The sequence below is a fragment of the Pantoea sp. YU22 genome, assembly GCF_003970755.1.
In the GTDB taxonomy this organism is placed as follows: Bacteria; Pseudomonadota; Gammaproteobacteria; order Enterobacterales; family Enterobacteriaceae; genus Pantoea; species Pantoea piersonii.
Window position 1 is genome coordinate 121,590 of the sequence record NZ_RYDU01000008.1, and the last position, 20,281, is coordinate 141,870.

General features: G+C 60.7%; 21 protein-coding genes and 1 other annotated feature. Of the genes, 14 read left to right on the plus strand and 7 right to left on the minus strand.

The window, feature by feature from the left end; genetic code table 11:
- Positions 1–34: 34 nt before the first annotated feature.
- From EKL29_RS13370 to ltnD, 4 genes are read right to left on the minus strand one after another with little or no spacing between them, the layout of a single operon-like run.
- A complete protein-coding gene (locus EKL29_RS13370; RefSeq protein ID WP_126689934.1) occupies positions 35–820 on the minus strand; it encodes an HPr family phosphocarrier protein in 786 nt (261 codons plus the stop codon).
- Positions 820–1,446 (minus strand): aldolase, encoded by a 627-nt coding sequence (locus EKL29_RS13375; RefSeq protein ID WP_126689935.1) that lies wholly within the window; start codon positions 1,444–1,446, stop codon positions 820–822. The genes EKL29_RS13370 and EKL29_RS13375 overlap by 1 nt, the downstream gene beginning before the upstream one ends.
- Positions 1,439–2,707, minus strand: coding sequence for a 3-oxo-tetronate kinase (otnK, locus tag EKL29_RS13380; protein ID WP_126689936.1), 1,269 nt, complete (start codon positions 2,705–2,707; stop codon positions 1,439–1,441). Before otnK ends, EKL29_RS13375 begins: the two co-directional genes overlap by 8 nt.
- Before the next feature lie 2 nt (positions 2,708–2,709).
- Positions 2,710–3,609, minus strand: coding sequence for an L-threonate dehydrogenase (ltnD, locus tag EKL29_RS13385; protein ID WP_126689937.1), 900 nt, complete (start codon positions 3,607–3,609; stop codon positions 2,710–2,712).
- 262 nt (positions 3,610–3,871) lie between these two features.
- Between ltnD and ygbI the strand changes: the two genes are divergently transcribed.
- On the plus strand, positions 3,872–4,633 hold the full coding sequence (gene ygbI / locus EKL29_RS13390) for a DNA-binding transcriptional repressor YgbI (RefSeq protein WP_120453365.1): 762 nt from the start codon (positions 3,872–3,874) through the stop codon (positions 4,631–4,633).
- 105 nt (positions 4,634–4,738) lie between these two features.
- The gene (locus EKL29_RS13395; protein ID WP_126689938.1) at positions 4,739–6,004 is read left to right on the plus strand and encodes a phosphatase PAP2 family protein; all 1,266 of its coding nucleotides are present in this window, start codon (positions 4,739–4,741) and stop codon (positions 6,002–6,004) included.
- 45 nt (positions 6,005–6,049) lie between these two features.
- Here the strand turns inward: EKL29_RS13395 and EKL29_RS13400 are convergent, their stop codons facing one another.
- Positions 6,050–7,405 carry an APC family permease gene (locus tag EKL29_RS13400; RefSeq protein WP_033791508.1) on the minus strand — a complete coding sequence of 452 codons (1,356 nt, stop codon included), beginning with the start codon at positions 7,403–7,405 and terminating at the stop codon, positions 6,050–6,052.
- A gap of 349 nt (positions 7,406–7,754) precedes the next feature.
- Entirely contained in the window at positions 7,755–9,170 is a 1,416-nt protein-coding gene (locus EKL29_RS13405) for a glutamine synthetase family protein (protein WP_126689939.1), read from the minus strand.
- Positions 9,171–9,379: 209 nt separating this feature from the next.
- Here EKL29_RS13405 and puuD point away from each other — a divergent pair, with 209 nt between their 5' ends.
- The 3 genes from puuD to EKL29_RS13420 are packed head-to-tail and all read left to right on the plus strand — an operon-like array spanning position 9,380 to position 12,000.
- Positions 9,380–10,144: a gamma-glutamyl-gamma-aminobutyrate hydrolase gene (gene puuD / locus EKL29_RS13410; RefSeq protein WP_126689940.1), complete on the plus strand. Its 765-nt coding sequence runs from the start codon at positions 9,380–9,382 to the stop codon at positions 10,142–10,144.
- Positions 10,141–10,698, plus strand: coding sequence for an HTH-type transcriptional regulator PuuR (gene puuR / locus EKL29_RS13415; protein WP_126689941.1), 558 nt, complete (start codon positions 10,141–10,143; stop codon positions 10,696–10,698). The genes puuD and puuR overlap by 4 nt, the downstream gene beginning before the upstream one ends.
- A 24-nt stretch (positions 10,699–10,722) precedes the next feature.
- Entirely contained in the window at positions 10,723–12,000 is a 1,278-nt protein-coding gene (locus tag EKL29_RS13420; protein WP_120453355.1) for an FAD-binding oxidoreductase, read from the plus strand.
- A gap of 10 nt (positions 12,001–12,010) precedes the next feature.
- Here the strand turns inward: EKL29_RS13420 and EKL29_RS13425 are convergent, their stop codons facing one another.
- Positions 12,011–12,838 carry an SDR family oxidoreductase gene (locus EKL29_RS13425; RefSeq protein WP_126689942.1) on the minus strand — a complete coding sequence of 276 codons (828 nt, stop codon included), beginning with the start codon at positions 12,836–12,838 and terminating at the stop codon, positions 12,011–12,013.
- Between the two features lie 147 nt (positions 12,839–12,985).
- On the opposite strand from EKL29_RS13425, the gene hisL reads away from it, so the two are divergent.
- The 9 genes from hisL (at position 12,986) to hisIE (ending at position 20,217) form a co-directional block, all read left to right on the plus strand.
- Positions 12,986–13,033, plus strand: a complete 48-nt coding sequence (hisL, locus tag EKL29_RS13430; RefSeq protein WP_100396937.1) for a his operon leader peptide — start codon at positions 12,986–12,988, stop codon at positions 13,031–13,033.
- Positions 13,009–13,129: a sequence feature (His leader region), on the plus strand. It overlaps the preceding gene by 25 nt.
- A 50-nt stretch (positions 13,130–13,179) precedes the next feature.
- Entirely contained in the window at positions 13,180–14,079 is a 900-nt protein-coding gene (gene hisG, locus EKL29_RS13435; protein WP_120453352.1) for an ATP phosphoribosyltransferase, read from the plus strand.
- A gap of 3 nt (positions 14,080–14,082) precedes the next feature.
- Complete coding sequence (gene hisD / locus EKL29_RS13440; RefSeq protein ID WP_126689943.1) at positions 14,083–15,390, plus strand: histidinol dehydrogenase; 1,308 nt, start codon at positions 14,083–14,085, stop codon at positions 15,388–15,390.
- Positions 15,387–16,463 (plus strand): histidinol-phosphate transaminase, encoded by a 1,077-nt coding sequence (gene hisC, locus EKL29_RS13445; protein WP_126689944.1) that lies wholly within the window; start codon positions 15,387–15,389, stop codon positions 16,461–16,463. Before hisD ends, hisC begins: the two co-directional genes overlap by 4 nt.
- On the plus strand, positions 16,460–17,527 hold the full coding sequence (hisB, locus tag EKL29_RS13450) for a bifunctional histidinol-phosphatase/imidazoleglycerol-phosphate dehydratase HisB (RefSeq protein WP_126689945.1): 1,068 nt from the start codon (positions 16,460–16,462) through the stop codon (positions 17,525–17,527). The genes hisC and hisB overlap by 4 nt, the downstream gene beginning before the upstream one ends.
- Positions 17,527–18,117: an imidazole glycerol phosphate synthase subunit HisH gene (gene hisH / locus EKL29_RS13455; protein WP_126689946.1), complete on the plus strand. Its 591-nt coding sequence runs from the start codon at positions 17,527–17,529 to the stop codon at positions 18,115–18,117. Before hisB ends, hisH begins: the two co-directional genes overlap by 1 nt.
- Complete coding sequence (hisA, locus tag EKL29_RS13460; RefSeq protein WP_126689947.1) at positions 18,117–18,854, plus strand: 1-(5-phosphoribosyl)-5-[(5-phosphoribosylamino)methylideneamino]imidazole-4-carboxamide isomerase; 738 nt, start codon at positions 18,117–18,119, stop codon at positions 18,852–18,854. Before hisH ends, hisA begins: the two co-directional genes overlap by 1 nt.
- The gene (gene hisF / locus EKL29_RS13465; protein ID WP_126689948.1) at positions 18,836–19,612 is read left to right on the plus strand and encodes an imidazole glycerol phosphate synthase subunit HisF; all 777 of its coding nucleotides are present in this window, start codon (positions 18,836–18,838) and stop codon (positions 19,610–19,612) included. The genes hisA and hisF overlap by 19 nt, the downstream gene beginning before the upstream one ends.
- Positions 19,606–20,217 carry a bifunctional phosphoribosyl-AMP cyclohydrolase/phosphoribosyl-ATP diphosphatase HisIE gene (gene hisIE / locus EKL29_RS13470; RefSeq protein WP_126689949.1) on the plus strand — a complete coding sequence of 204 codons (612 nt, stop codon included), beginning with the start codon at positions 19,606–19,608 and terminating at the stop codon, positions 20,215–20,217. The genes hisF and hisIE overlap by 7 nt, the downstream gene beginning before the upstream one ends.
- The last annotated feature ends 64 nt before the right edge of the window (positions 20,218–20,281 follow it).

Here is a 20,281-nt window from a genome sequence, read left to right on the forward strand (position 1 = left end):
TCCCGGCGCCGCAGCGCCGGGCTTATCAGAACACTCAGCGTTTTTTCGCCCAGGGCGCAAACCAGCCGAGGCCGTCCAGCGTGTTGCCGCGCGGGATATATTCGCAGCCGATCCAGCCGTCGTAGCCCACCTCATCCAGCAGCGTAAACAGCCAGGGATAGTTGATCTCCCCTTCATCCGGCTCATGGCGGTCCGGCGCGGACGCGATCTGGATATGGCGGTAGCGACCGAGGTTCTCACGGATCAGACGGCTGAGATTGCCGTCCACCAGCTGCGCGTGGAACAGATCGAGCTGGGTAAAGACGTTGGGGCGATCGATGCGCGCCGCCATCTCCAGCGTCTGGTACTGACTGGCATAGAGATAGTTCGGTTTAGTGACCGGATTGAGCGCTTCCAGCAGCAGGTTAATGCCGTGGGGCGCGAAGCGCTCCGCCGCATAGTGCATATTGCGCACAAAGGTGTCGGCGTATGCCGCGCGATCCACGCCCGGCGGTACCGTCGCCGCCATGATATGCACCTGCGGCACCTCAAGCGCCAGCGCATACTCCAGCGCGCGGTCGATATCAGCGCGCGCTTCCGCTTCGCGGCCGGGAATCGCCGATACGCCCCACTCGCCCGCCGCCACGTTGCCCGGCGCGGTGTTGAACAGCACCAGCTTCAGATGGTTTTCATCCAGCAGCTGCTTCAGCTGCGCCGCCGGATAGTCGTAGGGAAAGAGAAACTCCACCGCGTCAAAACCGGCCTGCGCCGCAGCGGCGAAGCGTTCGGTAAAAGGAACTTCATTGAACTGGGTGGATAAGTTTGCGGCAAACTTCGGCATTATCGGCTCCTTAATTCCGCCACTTCGCTCGCGCTAAGGTAGCGAATGGCGCGGTCGCCCAGGGTAAACATCAGTCGGGCGGTCTCTTCCAGCTCTTCAGTATTGTCTGCGGCTTCGCGCAGCGATTTACCCACCACAACCGGCCCATGGTTCGCCAGCAGAAAGGCGCGATACTGGCCCGCCAGCCGCGACAGATCGTCCGCCAGTCGTTGATCGCCGGGTTTGTAGTAAGGCACTACCGGCACGTCGCCAACGCGCATTACCACGTAGGGCGTGAACGGACGGATACAGTTTTGCATATCCAGCCCCTCAAGACAGGAGAGCGCAGTCAGGTAGTGGCTGTGCAGATGCACCACCGCTTTGCATTCGGGGTCCCTGGCGTAGAGCGCGCGGTGAAAGGCGATCTCTTTGGAGGGCTTATCGCCGGAGAGCCATTCCCCTGCCAGCGTCACTTTTGACAGGCGATCGGCCTCCAGCTCGCCGAGGCAGGAGCCGGTCGGCGTCGCCAGCAGGTTGCCATCTTCCAGCAGCAGAGAAAGATTGCCCGCAGAGCCGGTGGCGTAGCCGCGGGCGAAAAAGGAGGCGCCCAGCTTCACCATCTCTTCGCGGGCCTGTTGTTCAGTCATATGCAAACTCCGTTTGTGCGCGGCGGAAAAAGAGTTCGTCGCCGAAATTGCCGGACTTCAGCGCCAGCGACAGCGGCTGATGGATATCGCGGACCCAGGGCACGCCGGGTGAAATCGTTGGTCCGATATGAAACGCCGTGACGCCGAGGCTCTGCGCCACCACGCCGGAGGTTTCGCCGCCCGCCACGATAAAGCGCTGCCAGCCGCGCGCCTTGAGTTCGCGCGTTACGGCGGCAAAGAGCTGTTCCACCACCTCGCTGCTGCGCTGCGCGCCATACTCGTGCTGAATCGCCTGCAGCTGCTGCGCGTCGGCGGTGGCGTAGAGCAGCGGTGCCAGCGGCTGGTCGCTGTGGGCGACCACCCAGTCGCACAGCGTTTGTGCGTAGGCGTCCACGTTATCCAGACAGCGCGCGACCTCAACCTCGCGCGCCGGCGCCTGCTGACGATAGGCACTGACCTGGAGATTGGTCATCTGCGAGCAGGAGCCGGAGATCACCACGGCGCGTTCGCCCTGCGGACGCCCTGCGTTTTCCGCGTCGGCGCGGTCGCTGTCGGCCGTCGCCCACTGGCGCGCCAGACCGATAGCCAGTCCCGAGCCGCCGGTAACCAGACGCATGTCGCGCAGGGCTTCGCCCTGCGTCAGCAAATGCTGCTCATGGAGCGCATCCAGCACCACATAGTTAACGCCTTGCGCTTTCAGCTCGCTCAGCCTGTCGCGCACCGCCTGCGCGCCCTGGTCGAGCAGCGGCGCGGCGATAAGGCCCGCTTTGCCAGCCGCCTGACGTTCCATCAGACGCAGCAGATTGCTGTCGCGCATCGGCGTCACCGGATGGTGGCGCATACCTGAGTCGCTCAGCAACTGCTCACCGACGAACAGATGACCGAGATAGACGGTACGGCCATTGACCGGCAGCGCCGGAGAGATCGCCGTCTGAGTTTCGCCCAATGCTGCCAGCAGCGCGTCGGTTACCGGACCGATATTGCCCTGCTCGGTGCTGTCGAAGGTCGAGCAGTACTTGAAGTAAAAGCGATCGCAGCCCTGCTCCTGTAGCCAGCGCAGCGCGGCCAGCGACTGGGCGATCGCCTGCTCCGCCGGGCAGGAACGCGACTTCAGGCTGATGACGATCGCCTGCGCGGTCAGCGCGTCATGCTGCTGCGGCACGCCGTTAAACTGGATGGTGGGCAGCCCGTTCTGCACCAGAAAACTGGCGATGTCGGTAGCGCCGGTAAAATCGTCGGCGATGATGCCTAAACGCGTCATGCTCACTCCTTCGCCTGCGGCAGCTGAATGCCGCTGAAAATTTTAATCACGGCGCTGTCATCTTCACGGCCGTAACCAGCGTTGCTGGCTTCCGTAAACATATTGAGCGCCGTGGAGGCGAGCGGCAGCGGGAAGTGCAGCGATTTGGCGGTATCCGCCACCAGGCTAAGATCTTTGACGAAAATATCGACGGCGGATTTCGGGCTGTAGTCGCCGTCCACCACGTGTCGCATGCGGTTCTCAAACATCCAGGAGTTACCCGCCGCGTTGGTCACCACGTCATACATAGTCTCCAGCGGGATGCCGGCGCGCGCCGCCAGCGCCATCGCTTCGGCGCCAACGGCGATATGCACTCCCGCCAGCAGCTGATGAATAATTTTAACGGTCGAACCGAGGCCGATTTCGCTGCCGACGCGGTAGACTTTCGCCGCTACCGCATCCAGCACCGGCTGCAGGCGCTCAAACGCCGCGTCGCTGCCGGACGCCATAACCGTCATTTCGCCCGTGGCCGCTTTCGCCGCGCCGCCGGAGACCGGCGCGTCCAGCATCAGCAGCTGGTGCTGCGCCAGCTGCTGCTCGATCTGCTGCGCATCCTGGGCGGAGATAGTGGACGAGACCATAACCACGGTGCCGGGCTTCAGCTTCGCCGCCAGGCCGTTTTCGCCGAACAGAATCGCTTTAACCTGCGCGGCATTCACCACCAGCAGCAGCACCGCGTCCAGCTGTTCGACAAACCCGTCGGCCGAGGTTTGCGCGTCGCGTGCGCCAGCCTGCCGCAGCGTGTCCAGCGCGGCGGGATTAAGATCCACGCCCCAGGTATTCAGCCCGGCGCGAATACAGGAAGTCGCCGCGCCCATTCCCATTGAACCTAAACCGATAACACAGACGTTTGAGAGTGGCACCGTAAGCCTCCGCTGTTAATTTAAGTGATTATTTGTTGAATGTTGTTAATTCTGGCAGGATCACTGGTGGATAAACGTGCTATGCGTCACATATTTTCACTAAGCAGACTAAGATTGAACATTTATTCACAATATACCCATCTATATGATATTCCGGGATTTTAATAGGCTAACCGCGCTTTCAATGCGGCAAAAATTTTCATTCGACTGGCAAAGCAAATGCTTTAAACTGTGAAAAATTGATAAGCAAGGAGTGCAAAAGATGATACCGATTGAACGCCATCAGCAGATTCTGGCGCTGGTCGCCGAACGCGGCGTGGTGAGCATTGCCGAACTGACGGAGCGGCTCGGCGTATCGCATATGACCATTCGCCGGGATGTGCAGAAGCTGGAAGAGCAAGGCGCGGTGCTGTCGGTTTCCGGCGGCGTGCGTTCGGCCGACCGGCTGGCGGCGGAGCCGTCGCATCAGACGAAAACTACGCTTTACAACGCCGAGAAGAACGCTATCGGCCGCTATGCCGCCCAGCATATTCCGCGCAACAGCTGCATCTATCTGGATGCAGGCACCACCACGCTGGCGCTGGCACGCGAGCTGCTGGACCGCGAGGATCTGCTGGTGGTCACCAATGACTTTATGGTGACCAACCTGCTGATGGAGGCGAGCGACTGCCGGGTGATCCATACCGGCGGCACGGTTTGCCGCGACAACCGCTCCTGCGTGGGCGAAAGCGCGGCGCGCAGCCTGCGCCATCTGGCGATCGATATCGCCTTTATCTCCGCCTCCTGCTGGGGCCCGCGCGGGCTGTTTACGCCCGATGAAGATAAGGTCACGGTGAAACAGACGGTAAGCGACGTCAGCAGCAAGCGCGTACTGCTGAGCGACAGCTCAAAGTACAACAAGATCGCCACCTTTCTGGCGCTGCCGCTGCGCTGCTTCGACAGCATCATTACCGATACGCAGCTTAGCGCCGCCGCACGCAGCGCGCTGAGCGAGGGGAGCTGGGAGCTGGTGCTGGCGGAATAGCGACGCGCTAAATCCCCTCGAACCTCAGCGCTGCAATAAAAACGTCATCCTGCGGAGTTACCGTCAAAACCGGCAAGGTAATTCTCTGAATAACAGGATAAAAACATGAAATTACATTTTACGTTTATCGCTGCGGCGCTGCTGCTGGCGCAGCAGGCGCAGGCAACCACGCTGCCGCAGGCGGCGGCACTGGCGCGCACCACTACCCCCGAATCGAATAGCCCGGCTTTTAACGCGCTGGAGCAGCAGATCCTGCAGGCGGAACGTCAGGCATTGCAGAATGGCGCGCCGACGCTGACGCGCGACGCGCTGGAAAAGGCGAAGCAAACTCACGCGCAGGCGGACAGCGCCTGGCTCAAGGCGAGCGGCTACGACTTTCAGGTAAAAGCTAACCAGCAGGCGGGCATCGCCCTGCTCTCCAGCTTTACGGCGCTGCCGAAAACGGCACTGGATGCTAACCGCGCCACGGTTGCGGAAATTAACCTTAACGCCACCCAGGGCGCGCGACACCAGGCGCTGGCCGACGCGGAAGGCATCAGCTATCTCTATTTCACCGCTGACGCGCTCGGCCCGCGCCTCGGCAAAGCCTTTCTGGCCGCCTACGATAAAGGCGAGCTGAGCAAGGCGGCGGCGCTGATTAAAGCGACGGAGATCAGCACCAGCGCGGCGAAAAAACACTTTAACTATCCGCGCCCCTTCCTGGCGGCGGACAATACCATCCATCTGGTGCCAGACGATGTGGTGGTAAAAGATGGCAAACCCTACACCGCCGACGGCGGATCCTTTCCCAGCGGGCATACCAGTACGGGCGTAACTGACTCGCTGCTGCTGGCGCAGATGATCCCGGAGCGTTTTCAGGCGTTGCTGGTGCGCGGCGCGCGCTATGGCTACTCCCGTATCGTGCTTGGCGTGCACTACCCGCTTGACGTGATGGGTTCACGCATGGTGGCCGAGCGCAACGTGGCGCACTTTCTTAACGATCCCGCCTATCGCAGGCTGTTCAGCGAGGCGCGCGACCAGCTGCGCAGCGCGCTGGAGAAAGAGTGCGGCACTTCGCTGGCGGTATGCGCGCAAACCGTAAAAGGCGATGACAACTATCAGGATCCGGCAATGAAGACGTTCTACCGCTTCACTATGACCTATAATCTGCCGCGACAGCACGTTCAGGCGCACGCGCTCAGCGTGCCGCAGGGAGCGGAGGTGCTGCTGGAATCAGCGCTGCCGCAGCTTTCGGCGGCGCAGCGTCGCGCATTGATGGAGAAGACAGCGCTGCCGGCAGGCTATCCGCTGTCGGGCAACACGCCAGAGCAGCAGTTCTGGCAGCGACTGGATCTCAGCGCGGCCTTCGCGCAGGCGGGACATCGCGGATAAAAAAAGGGTGAGGCCTGCGCCTCACCCTTTTTAACCATCAGCGGATTAGACTTCTTCGCTGTACTGCGGCACCGGATTGCGGAAGCTGCGGGTAACAAACGCGAGGTAAACAATCCCCACGGCGGCCCAAATCAGGCCCAGCACCATCGAGCTCTCTTCCAGGTTAATCCAGAGCGCGCCAACCGTCAGCGCGCCGAGCACCGGCAGCACCAGGTAGTTAATGTGGTCGCGCAGCGTGCGGTTACGCTTCTCACGGATCCAGAACTGAGCGATCACCGACAGGTTAACAAAGGTAAACGCCACCAGCGCGCCGAAGTTAACCAGCGCCGTCGCCGTCACCAGATCGAAACGAATCGCCATCAGCGCAACGGCGCCAACCAGCAGCACGTTCAGCGACGGTGTGCGCCACTTCGGATGGATATAGCCGAAGAAACGCTCCGGGAAGACGCCGTCGCGGCCCATCACATACATCAGACGCGAAACGCCCGCGTGCGCCGCCATACCTGACGCCAGCACGGTCACCACTGAGAAGATCAGAATGCCGAACTGCAGCACATGGCCAGCAACGTACAGCATGATCTCAGGCTGTGACGAATCCGGATCTTTAAAGCGCGAGATATCCGGGAAGTAAAGCTGCAGGAAGTATGAAGCCACGATAAAGATCAGACCGCCGATCAGCGCCGTCAGGAAAATCGCGCGCGGAATGGTGCGTTCTGCATCTTTCGTCTCTTCCGACAGCGAGCTGATGCCGTCAAAGCCAAGGAACGAGAAACAGAGAATTGTCGCGCCGGTAATCATCGGCACCACATGGGCGTCAGCGGACCAGAACGGCTGCGAACTGGTGAGCGTCCCCGCGCCTTCGCCGTGCGCCACGCCGTAAATGACCATGCCGGTGATACCGATCATCACCACAACCTGCAACACAACGATAACGCTGTTGAAGTTCGCCACGGTTTTAATGCCGCGCAGGTTGGACATCGTCATAAACGCCACCAGCAGCACCACGAAAATCCACGACGGAATGCCAGGCACCAGCGCTTCGAAATAGTTTTTCGCCAGCAGGATATTGATCATCGGCATGAACAGGTAGTCCAGCAGAGATGACCAGCCGACCATAAAGCCGACGTGCGGACTGATCGCCTTTTGAGCGTAGGTATAAGCGGAGCCCGCAGATGGGAAGCGGCGTACCAGCTTACCGTAGCTTACGGCGGTAAACAGAATCGCAATCAGCGCAAAGGCGTAGGCGGTGGCGACGTGACCGCTGGTCAGACCCGAGACGATACCGAAGGTATCAAACAGGGTCATCGGCTGCATGTAGGCGAGGCCAATCATGACGACCGGAAGCAGGGTCAGAGATTTTTTCAGGTGCGCACGCTGTGGTGCTGAGGTATCAAGCGACATGTTTCAGACCTCCCTGAGCTGCAACCTGACTGGATTGCATCACGGGAGCAAGGAAGGCGGCGTTATGAGCCAGCGCGGCGCCGTAGTCATCACGGAAACGAGAGCCAGCGCGGGCCGGCTGAATGAAAAACATCCCCATCTTTGTATCCTCAGGTCGTACGCTTGCGCGTTTTTTAACGAGTATCTATCCGGGCGCGCCCGGCCTCATGCGAATCGGCTAAGTACATGCAAAAAAAATAACCGAGGCTCTTAAAAGCATCGGTTATATTCGGATTTTTGCAGGCCGCGTATTTTGCCCCAAAACGCAGGAAAAACACAAGACCCGCTAATAAGTATAGCGACTTTTTTCTCAGGCGTTTTTTAACATCCAGTCTATCTCCGTGGCGGTGACCAGTCGCTCGAACTGCATCATCTCGTGGTGCTTACAGCTGTGCCACACCGCGCCGAAACGCTCGCCCAGCAGTTTTTGCAGCGGATAGCTGCTTTCAAATTCACAGAGCGCCTCGCTCTGACGCACCGGCAGCGGAATGCCCTCCGCCTCGTGGCCGTTGCCCTGTACCGGCTGGGGCAGCGGCAGCGCGGTATCCAGCCCGTGCAGAATGCCCGCCAGAATCGCCGACATCACCAGGTAGGGATTGGCGTCCGCGCCCGCGACGCGATACTCCACGCGGTGATTTTCCACGTCGCCGCAGGGAATGCGCAGCGCCACGGTGCGGTTGTTATGTCCCCAGGAGGCCCGTAGCGGCACATAGGCCTCTGGCACGAAGCGGCGATAAGCGTTGACGTTGGGTGCCAGCAGCGCCATCGACGCCGGCATCAGATCGAGCATGCCCGCCAGCGCGCGCTTTAACAGCGGCGAGTCGCTGCCGTCGTCGGTAGCGAAGGCGTTATGATCGGCGGCGTCCAGCATGCTGATATGCACATGCATGCCGCTACCCGCATACTCTTCATAGGGTTTAGCCATAAAGGTCGCGGTCATGCCGTGGTTCTCTGCTACCTGACGGATCAGCCTTTTAAGCTGTACCGCATGGTCGCAGGCGCTCAGCACGTCGCGGGTGTGACGCAGGTTGATTTCAAACTGGCCTGGCGAGGCTTCCGCCAGCGCGCCATCGGCGGGGATATTTTGCTGACGCGCCAGCGCGTCGATATCGCGCAGCACTGCGCCAAAGTGATCCAGGTTATCGACGGAGTAGACCTGGCTCTGCATATTGCGTTCGCTGCTGCCCGGCGCGCACGGCGGCTGAATATAGCCTTCGGCGTCGCGCGCCTTGTCTACCAGATAGAACTCCAGCTCTACCGCTACCACCGGAAACAGCCCTCGATTGCGCAGCTGCTGCCACAGTCGGTTAAGGACATTGCGGGGTTCAACGTCAAAGGGAGTGCCATCTTGGTTGCACATGGTCAACAGCAGTTGGGCGATGTGTTCAGGATCGGAAGCAGAGGGGACTAAGGTGCCAGGAACCGGCATACAGAGGTTGTCAGGTTCGCCGAGAGATTGTCCGAGGCCGGCTTCTTCGACGGTATTACCGAGGATATCCATGGCGAAAACCGAGGCCGGGAAATAACACCCTTTTTCCAGTTTCGCCAGCGCGGCGACCGGGATGCGCTTACCGCGAAAGACGCCATTTAAATCATTTAATAAGATATCGACATACTGCGTTTCAGGATGGCGTTCCAGCCAGGTTTTCACCTCAAGCTGGAACGCGCTGGTTCGTCTCTCTTCACTGTGACGCGTGAAGTCTTCAATTTCCACGAGGTTCGTCATGTCCCACCCGCCTTCTACCGTTAGTTGGTTAGCGCAATGCTCAAAATAACAGCCACTCTTCTAACATAGCGCCAACACAAAAAGTGTGCAAATGTAACAAAACTGTTTGAGAAACAAACAGTGCGTTGCTAGATTGGAAAAATATTGCACACTTTTACCCTTTGCGTGCTCGATCGGTGAATTTTTTGAACAGCGAGTCGAGGAATGAGATGGGCATTATTTTTAACAACCCCTTGATCGGCGTAGCGATGTGCCAGATCGATAATGGCGGCCATCCCACGCAGTCGGTGCATAACAAATACCTGACGGCGATAACCCAGGCGGGCGGCGTGCCCCTTGCCCTGCCTCATCAGCTCTGCGCGACGCCTTCTCTGCTGGAACAGGCGCTGGCGGCGCTCGACGGCGTCCTGCTGACCGGCAGCCCAAGCAATATCGAACCCTGGCAGTATGGCGAAGCGGGTAAAGAGGCGCATGCCGATCCCGGCCGCGACCGGCTCGCCTTCGCCATTATTACTTGGGCCACCAGCCGCGGGATGCCGCTGTTTGGCATCTGTCGCGGCATGCAGGAGCTGGTCGTGGCCAACGGCGGCGCGCTGTGGCGCGATCTCGACCAGCTAAAAACAGGTCTGACGCACCATGAAGAGGCGACGCAGCCGTTAAACGTACAGTACGCGCTGACGCATGACGTTTTTCCCGAAGCGGATGGGCTACTGACGAGGCTGCTGGGGAGCGACGCGCCGCTGGCGGTTAATTCACTGCATCATCAGGGCATCCGCGAGACAGGTCCGCAGCTGCGCATTGAGGCGCGCGCGCCGGATGGCCTGATCGAAGCGGTCAGCCTGCGCCGCCATCCCTTTGCCCTCGCGGTGCAGTGGCATCCTGAATGGCAGCCGGAACATAACGACGCCTCGCGCGCGATTTTCGCGGGGTTTATTCACGCCGCACAGCACTATCACAAGGAAAAAACACCATGAACGATGCCGCTCTGGCACCCGGACGACGTTTATCGCAAATCCGGCAAGAGTTGGGATTGTCTCAGCGCCGCGCCGCTGAACTGTCAGGCTTAACCCACAGCGCAATCAGCACCATCGAGCAGGACAAGGTTAGCCCGGCGGTCAGCACGCTGCAGAAACTATTAAAAGTTTATGGGCTGTCGCTGTCGGAGTTCATTTCCGAGCCTAAGGGGTATGACACGCCGAAGGTGATTGTCCGCCAGGAGGATCTGGTAGAGATCGGCAGTCAGGGCGTGTCGCTGAAGCTGGTAGACAACGGGCAGGCGCAGCGGTCAATCGGCATGCTGCTGGAGACCTATCAGCCCGGCGCCAGCACCGGGGAAAAGCTGCGTCATCCAGGGGAAGAGACCGGCACGCTGCTGGAGGGAGAAATCACCCTGGTGGTTAACGGACAACCTTACCACCTTAACGCGGGCGAAAGTTACGTGATTGATACCGGGCTGCCGCACAGCTTTACCAATCTCTCCGCGCAGCCCTGCCGTATCGTCAGCGCCCATACGCCCGCCAATTTCTGACGCATCCGCACGCAGGAGGTTGTGATGCAACACGTTGAAAGCTACTACGCGGCGTCCGCCAACGATCATGCGCCCTGGCCGATGCTGCAGGAGAGTATCCAGTGTGACGTCTGTATTATCGGCGCAGGTTTTACCGGTCTTTCCGCCGCGCTCTACCTGACTGAGGCGGGCTACGACGTCGTGGTGCTGGAGGCGGCGCGCGTCGGCTTCGGCGCCAGCGGCCGCAACGGCGGGCAGGTGGTGAACTCCTACAGCCGCGATGTAGACGTGATCGAGCAGCGCTACGGCAAAGAGAGCGCGCGTATGCTCGGCAGCATGATGTTTGAGGGCGCCGAAATTATTCGCGACCGCATCGACCGCTACGCCATCGCCTGCGACTACCGGCCCGGCAATATTTTCGCCGCGCTCAACCTGCGCCAGATGAACCATCTGCGCCACCAGCAGCGGCTGTGGGAAAAGTATGGCAATCGCGATCTGGAACTGCTGGACGAGCGCGGTATCCGGCGCGAAATCGCGACCGACCGTTATGTCGGCGGTCTGCTGGATCGGCGCGGCGGCCATCTGCATCCGCTTAACCTGGCGCTGGGCGAAGCCGAAGCGATCCGTCGTCACGGCGGGCGCATCTATGAAGGCTCGGCGGCGACGGCGCTGAAGTATGGCGCGCCGAATCGGATCACCACCGCCCACGGCGAGGTGAGCGCGACCTTCGTGATTTTCGCGGGGAATGCTTATCTGCCTTCGCAGCTGGAGCCGCGTCTGACGCGGAAAAGCATGGCATGCGGCTCGCAAATCATCACCAGCGAGCCGCTGAGTCGCGATCGGGCGCTGGCGCTGCTGCCGAACAATCACTGCGTCGAGGACTGCAACTATCTGCTCGATTATTTCCGGCTGACGGCCGATAACCGGCTGCTTTATGGCGGCGGCGTCGTCTATGGCGCGCGCGATCCGGGTGATATCGACGCGCTGATCCGTCCCAAGCTGCTGCGTACCTTTCCGCAGCTGCGCGATATCGCCTTCAGCTATCGCTGGAGCGGCAACTTCCTGCTCACCCTCTCCAGGCTGCCGCAGTTTGGGCGCCTGGAACACAACGTCTACTTTATGCAGGGAGACAGCGGCCACGGCGTTACCTGTACCCATCTCGCCGGGAAGCTGATTTGCGAAGCGCTGCGCGGCGATGCGGAACGCTTCGACGCTTTTGCGAAGCTGCCGCACTTGCCCTTTCCTGGCGGACGGCGCTTTAAGGTGCCGCTGACCGCAATGGGTGCCGCCTGGTATGCGTTGCGGGATCGGCTCGGCGTGTGAGAGGCAGAGATTACGCCAGCGGCATTTTCGCCGGATCGTCGTAGCTGTACTCAAACCCCAGCTCGTTGCAGATACGCGAGCCGTCAATCAGCTTGCCGGTCTCGCCGGATGGCGAAGGTAAAAAGGTCGGCGGCGTCAGGCCCAGCTGGCGCGATACCGCCGGGTAAAAGGCGTCGCGCGACGGGTGTTTCGGCGCGCAGAGGTTATAGACCCGCCCGCCTTTCGGCGTCTGCAGCAGCAGCGTAATCGCGCTTACAACATCGTCCAGATGCACCAGATTCACGCCGTGGGAGCCGTTACTCAGCCCGGTTTTCCCTGCCAGAAAGCGGCCAGGATGGCGACTCGGCCCTACCAGACCGGCAAGACGCAGAATATCGACCTGGGTACCGGGCAGATCGTGCAGCCAGCTTTCCAGATCCGCCAGCGTCTTGCCCGCCACCGTTTCCGGCTGCAGCGCGCTGTTCTCTTTCATTACGCCGTTGCCGCTGCCGTAGACCGAGGTCGAACTGGTGAAGATAATGCGCGGCACCTGGTTCGCCAGCGCGCTGTTCACTACGTTCTGCACCGCCTGCATATAGCTCTCGCCCCCTTCCGCCGTACGGCTGGCGGGCAAGGTGACCACCAGCGCGTCGACGCTGAACAGCATGGCGAGATCCTCGGCATCGCACTCTGTTTCCGGCGTCAGCCGTAGCTGTACCGCGTCAATGCCGCAGCGTCGCGCCGCCTCGACGCCGTCCGGCGTGGTTTTACTGCCGGTGACCTGCCAGCTGCGCGCCGCCAGCGCGAGCGCGAGCGGCATGCCCAGCCATCCCAGACCGATAATTGCGACCTTCTTCATATTCTCTCCTGCGCTTGCCTCACTGCTGTTCATCTTAGTGCGCGCCGCTGCCGAACCGCAAAGATTAAAAAAGGGTTGCGCATCGCAGCTATCTTCGCTAGGTTAATCAGCACGCAAATGAATACTCATTCAGCAACGGAATTTATTATGACACGCGTTCAGTTCAACCATCATCACCACCATCACCCTGACTAGTCTTTCAGGCGATGTGTGCTGGGAGACATTCAGATCTTCCAGTGGTGCGAACGCAAAGAGAACCCCCGGAAGATCGTCTTCCGGGGGTTTTTTTATGGGCTGACGCAATACCTTTTCAGACAGGAATGAAAAAGAGGACGGGACCGATGTTAGATAACAAGCGCATTCGCATAGCTATGCAAAAATCTGGTCGTTTAAGCGATGACTCACGCGAACTGCTGGCGCGCTGCGGCATTAAAATCAACCTGCAGCAGCAGCGCCTGATCGCCTTCGCAGAGAACATGCCGATCGATATTCTGCGCGTGCGCGATGACGATATTCCTGGCCTGGTGATGGATGGCGTGGTCGATCTCGGCATCATTGGCGAAAACGTGCTGGAGGAGGAGCTGCTGACGCGCCGCGCGCAGGGCGACGACCCGCGCTATTTTACCCTGCGTCGCCTGGACTTCGGCGGCTGCCGCCTGTCGCTGGCGATGCCGGTAGATGAAGAGTACACCGGCCCGCAGTGTCTGAATAATGCCCGCATCGCCACCTCTTATCCTCACCTGCTGAAACAGTATCTCGACAAAAAAGGCCTCAATTTCAAACCCTGCATGCTGAATGGCTCGGTGGAAGTCGCGCCGCGCGCCGGACTGGCGGACGCGATTTGCGACTTAGTGTCAACCGGCGCCACGCTGGAAGCCAACGGCCTGCGTGAAGTTGAAGTGATCTACCGCTCAAAGGCGGTGCTGATCCAGCGCGACGGTGAAATGGCTCCAGAGAAGCAGGAGCTGATCGATAAGCTGATGACCCGTATTCAGGGCGTTATCAAGGCGCGCGAATCCAAATACATCATGATGCACGCGCCGAGCGAGCGTCTGGAAGAGGTGATCCAGCTGCTGCCCGGTGCCGAGCGTCCGACCGTACTGCCGCTGGCGGGCGATCAGAGCCGCGTGGCAATGCACATGGTCAGCAGCGAAACGCTGTTCTGGGAAACCATGGAAAAACTGAAAGCGCTGGGCGCCAGCTCGATTCTGGTGCTGCCCATTGAAAAGATGATGGAGTAAGCCATGTCCTTTATGACCCCCGTCGAATGGCAGCAGTGCAGCGAGGAAGAGCAGCAGGCGCTGCTGCAGCGTCCGGCTATCGCCGCTTCCGACGCCATCAGCGCCACGGTGCGCGATGTGCTGGAGCAGGTAAAAAGCAACGGCGACGCGGCGCTGCGCGAGTTCAGCGCGCGCTTCGACAAGGCGCAGGTGGAGGCGCTGCGCGTCACGCCCGACCAGATAGCGGCCGCCGGTGCGCGCCTGAGCGACGCCCTTAAACAGGCGATGGCCGCCGCCGTCGCCAATATCGAAACCTTCCACAACGCACAGAAGCTGGCGGCCGTGGATGTCGAGACCCAGCCCGGCGTGCGCTGCCAGCAGATCACCCGTCCGGTGCGCTCGGTTGGTCTCTATATTCCCGGCGGCTCCGCCCCGCTCTTCTCTACCGTGCTGATGCTGGCGACCCCGGCGCGCATCGCTGGCTGCAGCCGCGTGGCGCTCTGCTCGCCGCCGCCGATCGCCGATGAGATCCTCTATGCAGCGCAGCTCTGCGGCGTTGAAGAGGTATTTCAGGTCGGCGGCGCGCAGGCGATCGCCGCGCTCGCCTTCGGCACCGAGAGCGTGCCGAAAGTAGACAAAATTTTTGGACCGGGCAACGCCTGGGTCACCGAAGCGAAACGCCAGGTGAGCCAGCGTCTCGACGGCGCGGCGATCGATATGCCCGCCGGCCCGTCGGAAGTGCTGGTTATTGCCGACGAAGGTGCAACGCCCGACTTTGTCGCTTCCGATCTGCTGTCGCAGGCGGAACACGGCCCCGACTCCCAGGTAATTCTGCTGACGCCATCGCTGACGCTGGCCCAGAGCGTCGCCGAAGCGGTCGAGACGCAGCTACAGGCCCTGCCGCGCGCTGTAACCGCGCGTCAGGCGCTGGCGAGCAGCCGTCTCATCGTCACGCGCGATCTGGCGGAGTGCGTGGCGATCTCTAACCAGTACGGCCCGGAGCATCTGATTATTCAGACGCGCCAGCCGCGCGATCTGGTAGACGCCATTACCAGCGCCGGTTCGGTGTTTCTTGGCGACTGGTCGCCAGAGTCAGCGGGCGATTACGCTTCCGGCACCAACCATGTGCTGCCGACCTACGGCTACACCGCCACCAGCTCCAGCCTCGGCCTGGCCGATTTTCAGAAGCGCATGACGGTGCAGGAGCTGACGCCGCAGGGCTTCCTGAATCTCGCTGCTACGATTGAAACCCTGGCCGCCGCTGAGCAGCTTGAGGCCCATAAAAACGCCGTTACCCTGCGCGTTGCCGCGCTGAATAAGGAGCAGGCATGAGCCGGAATATTGAAGAGCTGGCGCGCGATAACGTGCGCGCCCTGACGCCCTACCAGTCCGCGCGCCGCCTGGGCGGCAACGGCGACGTCTGGCTCAACGCCAACGAATTTCCGCTGCCGGTGGAATTTGAGCTGTCGCAGCAGACGCTGAACCGCTACCCGGAATGTCAGCCGAAGCTTGTGATTGAGCGCTACGCCGCCTACGCGGGGCTGACGCCGGAACAGGTGCTGGTGAGCCGCGGCGCGGACGAAGGCATCGAACTGGTGATGCGCGCCTTCTGCGAGCCGGGCAAAGACGCGATTCTCTTCTGCCCGCCGACCTACGGCATGTACAGCGTCAGTGCGGAAACCATCGGCATTGCGTACCGCACCGTGCCCGCGCTGGAGAACTGGCAGCTTAATCTGCCCGCCATCGCGGAGCAGCTCGACGGCGTGAAAGTGGTCTATATGTGCAGCCCCAACAACCCGACCGGCAACCTGATCAACCCGGACGACATCCGCGCGCTGCTGGAGATGACCGCAGGAAAGGCGCTGGTGGTGGCTGATGAAGCCTATATTGAATTCTGTCCGCAGGCGACGCTGAGCGGCTGGCTGAAGGATTACCCGCATCTGGTGATCCTGCGCACGCTGTCAAAGGCCTTTGCGCTGGCCGGTCTGCGCTGCGGCTTTACCCTGGCGAACCCGCCGGTCATCGACCTGCTGATGAAGGTGATCGCGCCCTACCCGCTGGCGACGCCGGTCGCCGACGTCGCTGGTCAGGCGCTGAGCGACCAGGGTATCGCGCTGATGCGCCAGCACGTCGTCGAGCTGAACGCCAGCCGCGCCTGGCTGCTGGAGCAGCTCTCCCGGCTCAGCATCGTGCAGCAGGTCTTCCCAAGCGAAACCAACTATATTCTGGCGCGCTTCGACAATTCGCCTGCGGTGTTTAAATCCCTGTGGGATCAGGGCATTATTCTGCGCGACCAGAACAAAAATCCGGGCCTTGCGGGATGTCTGCGCATCTCAATCGGCACGCGTAAAGAGTGCGAGCGCCTGATCGCCGCGTTACAGGCTTTATCTGTGGAGAGAGCATGAGTCAGAAGACCCTTTTTATCGATCGCGACGGCACCCTTATCGTCGAGCCGCCTGAGGATTTTCAGGTGGATCGCCTGGAGAAGCTGGCGTTTGAAGCCAACGTCATCCCGGCGCTGCTGGCTTTGCAGAGCGCCGGTTACCGGCTGGTGATGATCACCAATCAGGACGGACTGGGCACCAGCAGCTTTCCGCAGGCGGATTTCGACGGCCCGCATAACCTGATGATGCAGGTGCTCAGCTCGCAGGGCATCCGCTTTGACGACGTGCTGATCTGTCCGCACAAGCCGGAAGATAACTGCGACTGCCGTAAGCCGAAGACCAAAATGGTCGAGGCGTGGCTGGCGGAAGGCGCTATCGACGTGGCAAACAGCTATGTTATCGGCGACCGGCTGACCGATATCCAGCTGGCGCAGAATATGGGGATCCAGGGCATCCGCTTCGGCCGCGACGGCGAGGACTGGAACGCTATCCAGGCGCGGCTGACCCGACGCGACCGCCATGCGCTGGTTAACCGCAACACCAAAGAGACGCAGATTCAGGCCGAGGTCTGGCTGGACCGCGAAGGTAGCAGCAAAATCAACACCGGCGTCGGCTTTTTCGACCATATGCTGGACCAGATTGCGGTGCACGGCGGCTTCCGCATGAATATCGAAGTGAAAGGCGATCTCTATATCGACGATCACCACACCATTGAAGATACCGGGCTGGCGCTCGGCGAGGCGCTGCTGAAGGCGCTGGGCGACAAGCGCGGCATCGGCCGTTTCGGCTTCGTGCTGCCGATGGATGAGTGTCTGGCGCGCTGCGCGCTCGATATCTCCGGCCGCCCGCACCTCGAATTCAAGGCGGAGTTCAGCTATCAGCGCGTCGGCGATATGAGCACCGAGATGGTGGAGCACTTCTTCAGCTCGCTCTCCTACGCCATGATGAGCACCCTGCACCTTAAAACCAAGGGCAAGAACGATCACCACCGCGTGGAGAGCCTGTTTAAAGCTTTCGGCCGCACGCTGCGCCAGGCGATCCGCGTTGAGGGCAACACCCTGCCCAGCTCGAAAGGAGTGCTGTAATGAACGTGGTGATCCTCGATACCGGCTGCGCCAACCTCTCGTCGGTCAAGTGGGCGGTGGAGCGTCTTGGCTACACGCCTGACGTCAGCCGCGACCCTGACGTGGTGCTGCGTGCCGACAAGCTGTTTCTGCCGGGCGTCGGCACCGCGCAGGCGGCGATGAATCAGCTGGAAGAGCGCGACCTTGTGGATCTGATCAAAGCCTGCACCCAGCCGGTGCTGGGCATCTGCCTCGGCATGCAGCTGCTGGGCAGCAGCAGCGAGGAGAACGGTGGCATAACCACCCTCGGCATTATCGACGCGGCCTGCGGGCTGATGGACACCCAGGGCCTGCCGCTGCCGCATATGGGCTGGAACCAGATTATCGCTCAGGCGGGCAATCACCTGTTTCGCGGCATCGATGAAGAGAGCTACTTCTACTTCGTGCACAGCTACGCCATGCCGGTGAACGCCAGCACCATCGCCCAGTGCGATTACGGCCAGCCCTTCACCGCAGCGGTGCAGAAAGATAACTTCTTTGGCGTGCAGTTCCACCCCGAGCGCTCCGGCAAAGCGGGCGCGCAGCTGCTGAAAAACTTCCTGGAGATGTAATGATTATCCCCGCGTTAGATTTAATTGACGGCAAAGTGGTGCGTCTGCATCAGGGCGATTATGGCCAGCAGCGCGATTACGGCAGCGATCCGCTGCCGCGCCTGCAGGAGTATGCCAGCCAGGGCGCGACGGTGCTGCATCTGGTAGACCTGACCGGCGCAAAGGATCCGGCACAGCGCCAGATCCCGCTGCTGCAAACGCTGCTTAACGGCGTTGAGGCGATCGTGCAGGTCGGCGGCGGCATTCGCACGCGCGACGACGTCAGGGCGCTGCTGGATGCTGGCGCCAGCCGCGTCGTGGTCGGCTCCACGGCGGTGAAAGAGCCAGAGGAAGTGAAAAAGTGGTTTAGCGAATTTGGCCCCGAGGCGATCGTGCTGGCGCTGGATGTGCGCATCGACGCGGCGAACAGTAAAGAGGTCGCCATCAGCGGCTGGCAGGAAGCGGCGGGCGTCACGCTGGAAGAGGTTATCGCGCAGTTTGCGCCGGTGGGCCTGAAGCATGTGCTCTGCACCGATATTTCGCGCGACGGCACCCTGAGCGGCTCTAACGTCGCGCTCTATCAGGAAGTAACCGCGCGCTATCCCGATATTGCGTTTCAGTCTTCCGGCGGCATCGGCGGCATTGAGGATATCGCAGCGCTGCGCGGCAGCGGCGTCAAGGGCGTGATTGTCGGACGCGCCTTACTGGAAGGTAAATTCACGGTTTCGGAGGCTATCGCATGCTGGCAAAACGCATAATTCCCTGTCTTGACGTGCGCGACGGTCAGGTCGTCAAAGGCGTCCAGTTCCGCAACCATGAGATCATCGGCGATATCGTGCCGCTGGCGCAGCGCTACGCGCAGGAAGGCGCGGACGAGCTGGTCTTCTACGATATTACCGCCTCCAGCGACGGCCGCGTGGTCGACAAAAGCTGGGTGTCGCGCGTAGCGGAAGTGATCGATATTCCTTTCTGCGTGGCGGGCGGCATTAAAAGCGAGCAGGACGCGGCGCGCATTCTGGAATTCGGTGCCGACAAAATCTCTGTTAACTCACCTGCGCTGGCCGATCCTTCGCTCATCACCCGCCTGGCGGATCGCTTCGGCGTGCAGTGCATCGTGGTGGGAATTGATACCTGGTTCGACGAGGCCAGCGGCAAATATCATGTAAATCAGTATACCGGCGACGAAGCGCGCACGCGCGTGACCCAGTGGGAAACTCTGGAGTGGGTGCAGGAGGTGCAAAAGCGGGGCGCAGGCGAAATCGTACTGAACATGATGAACCAGGATGGCGTACGCAACGGCTACGATCTGGTGCAGCTGAAAAAAGTACGCGACGTCTGCAACGTGCCGCTGATCGCCTCCGGCGGCGCAGGCACCATGCAGCACTTCCTTAACGCTTTTGAACAGGCGAACGTCGACGGCGCGCTGGCCGCCTCGGTGTTCCACAAGCAAATTATCAATATTGGCGAGCTGAAGAGCTTTCTGAAAGAGAACGGAGTGGAGATTCGCGCGTGTTAACTGAAGAGCAACTGGCCCGCCTCGACTGGGCCAAAACCGAGGGCATGATGCCCGTCATCGTGCAGCACAACGTTTCCGGCGAAGTGCTGATGCACGGCTATATGAATCAGGACGCGCTGGCGAAAACCCTGAGCGAAGGCAACGTCACCTTTTTCTCACGCACCAAACAGCGTCTCTGGACCAAAGGCGAAAGCTCCGGCCATTTCCTTAAGGTAGTGAGCATCACGCCGGACTGCGACAACGACACATTGCTGGTGCTGGCCGATCCTGTCGGCCCGACCTGCCATCGCGGCACCTCAAGCTGCTTCTCGCCCGCTGCGCCCGACTGGGCCTTTCTCTATCAGCTTGAGCAGCTGCTGGCGTCGCGCAAAAGCGCCGATCCCGCCAGCTCCTACACCGCGCAGCTCTATGCCAGCGGCACCAAGCGTATCGCGCAGAAAGTGGGTGAAGAAGGTGTCGAGACCGCGCTGGCAGCGACGGTTAACGACCGCCACGAGCTGACCAACGAGGCTTCTGACCTGCTCTATCACCTGCTGGTGCTGCTACAGGACCAGGATCTCGACCTCAGCACCGTCATTAATAATCTGCGCGCGCGTCATAAGTAGCCAGGTTACGTTGCTCAAGACCGGGAAAGGCACTGGGCCTTGAGCAACACCGAGCGTATTTTTT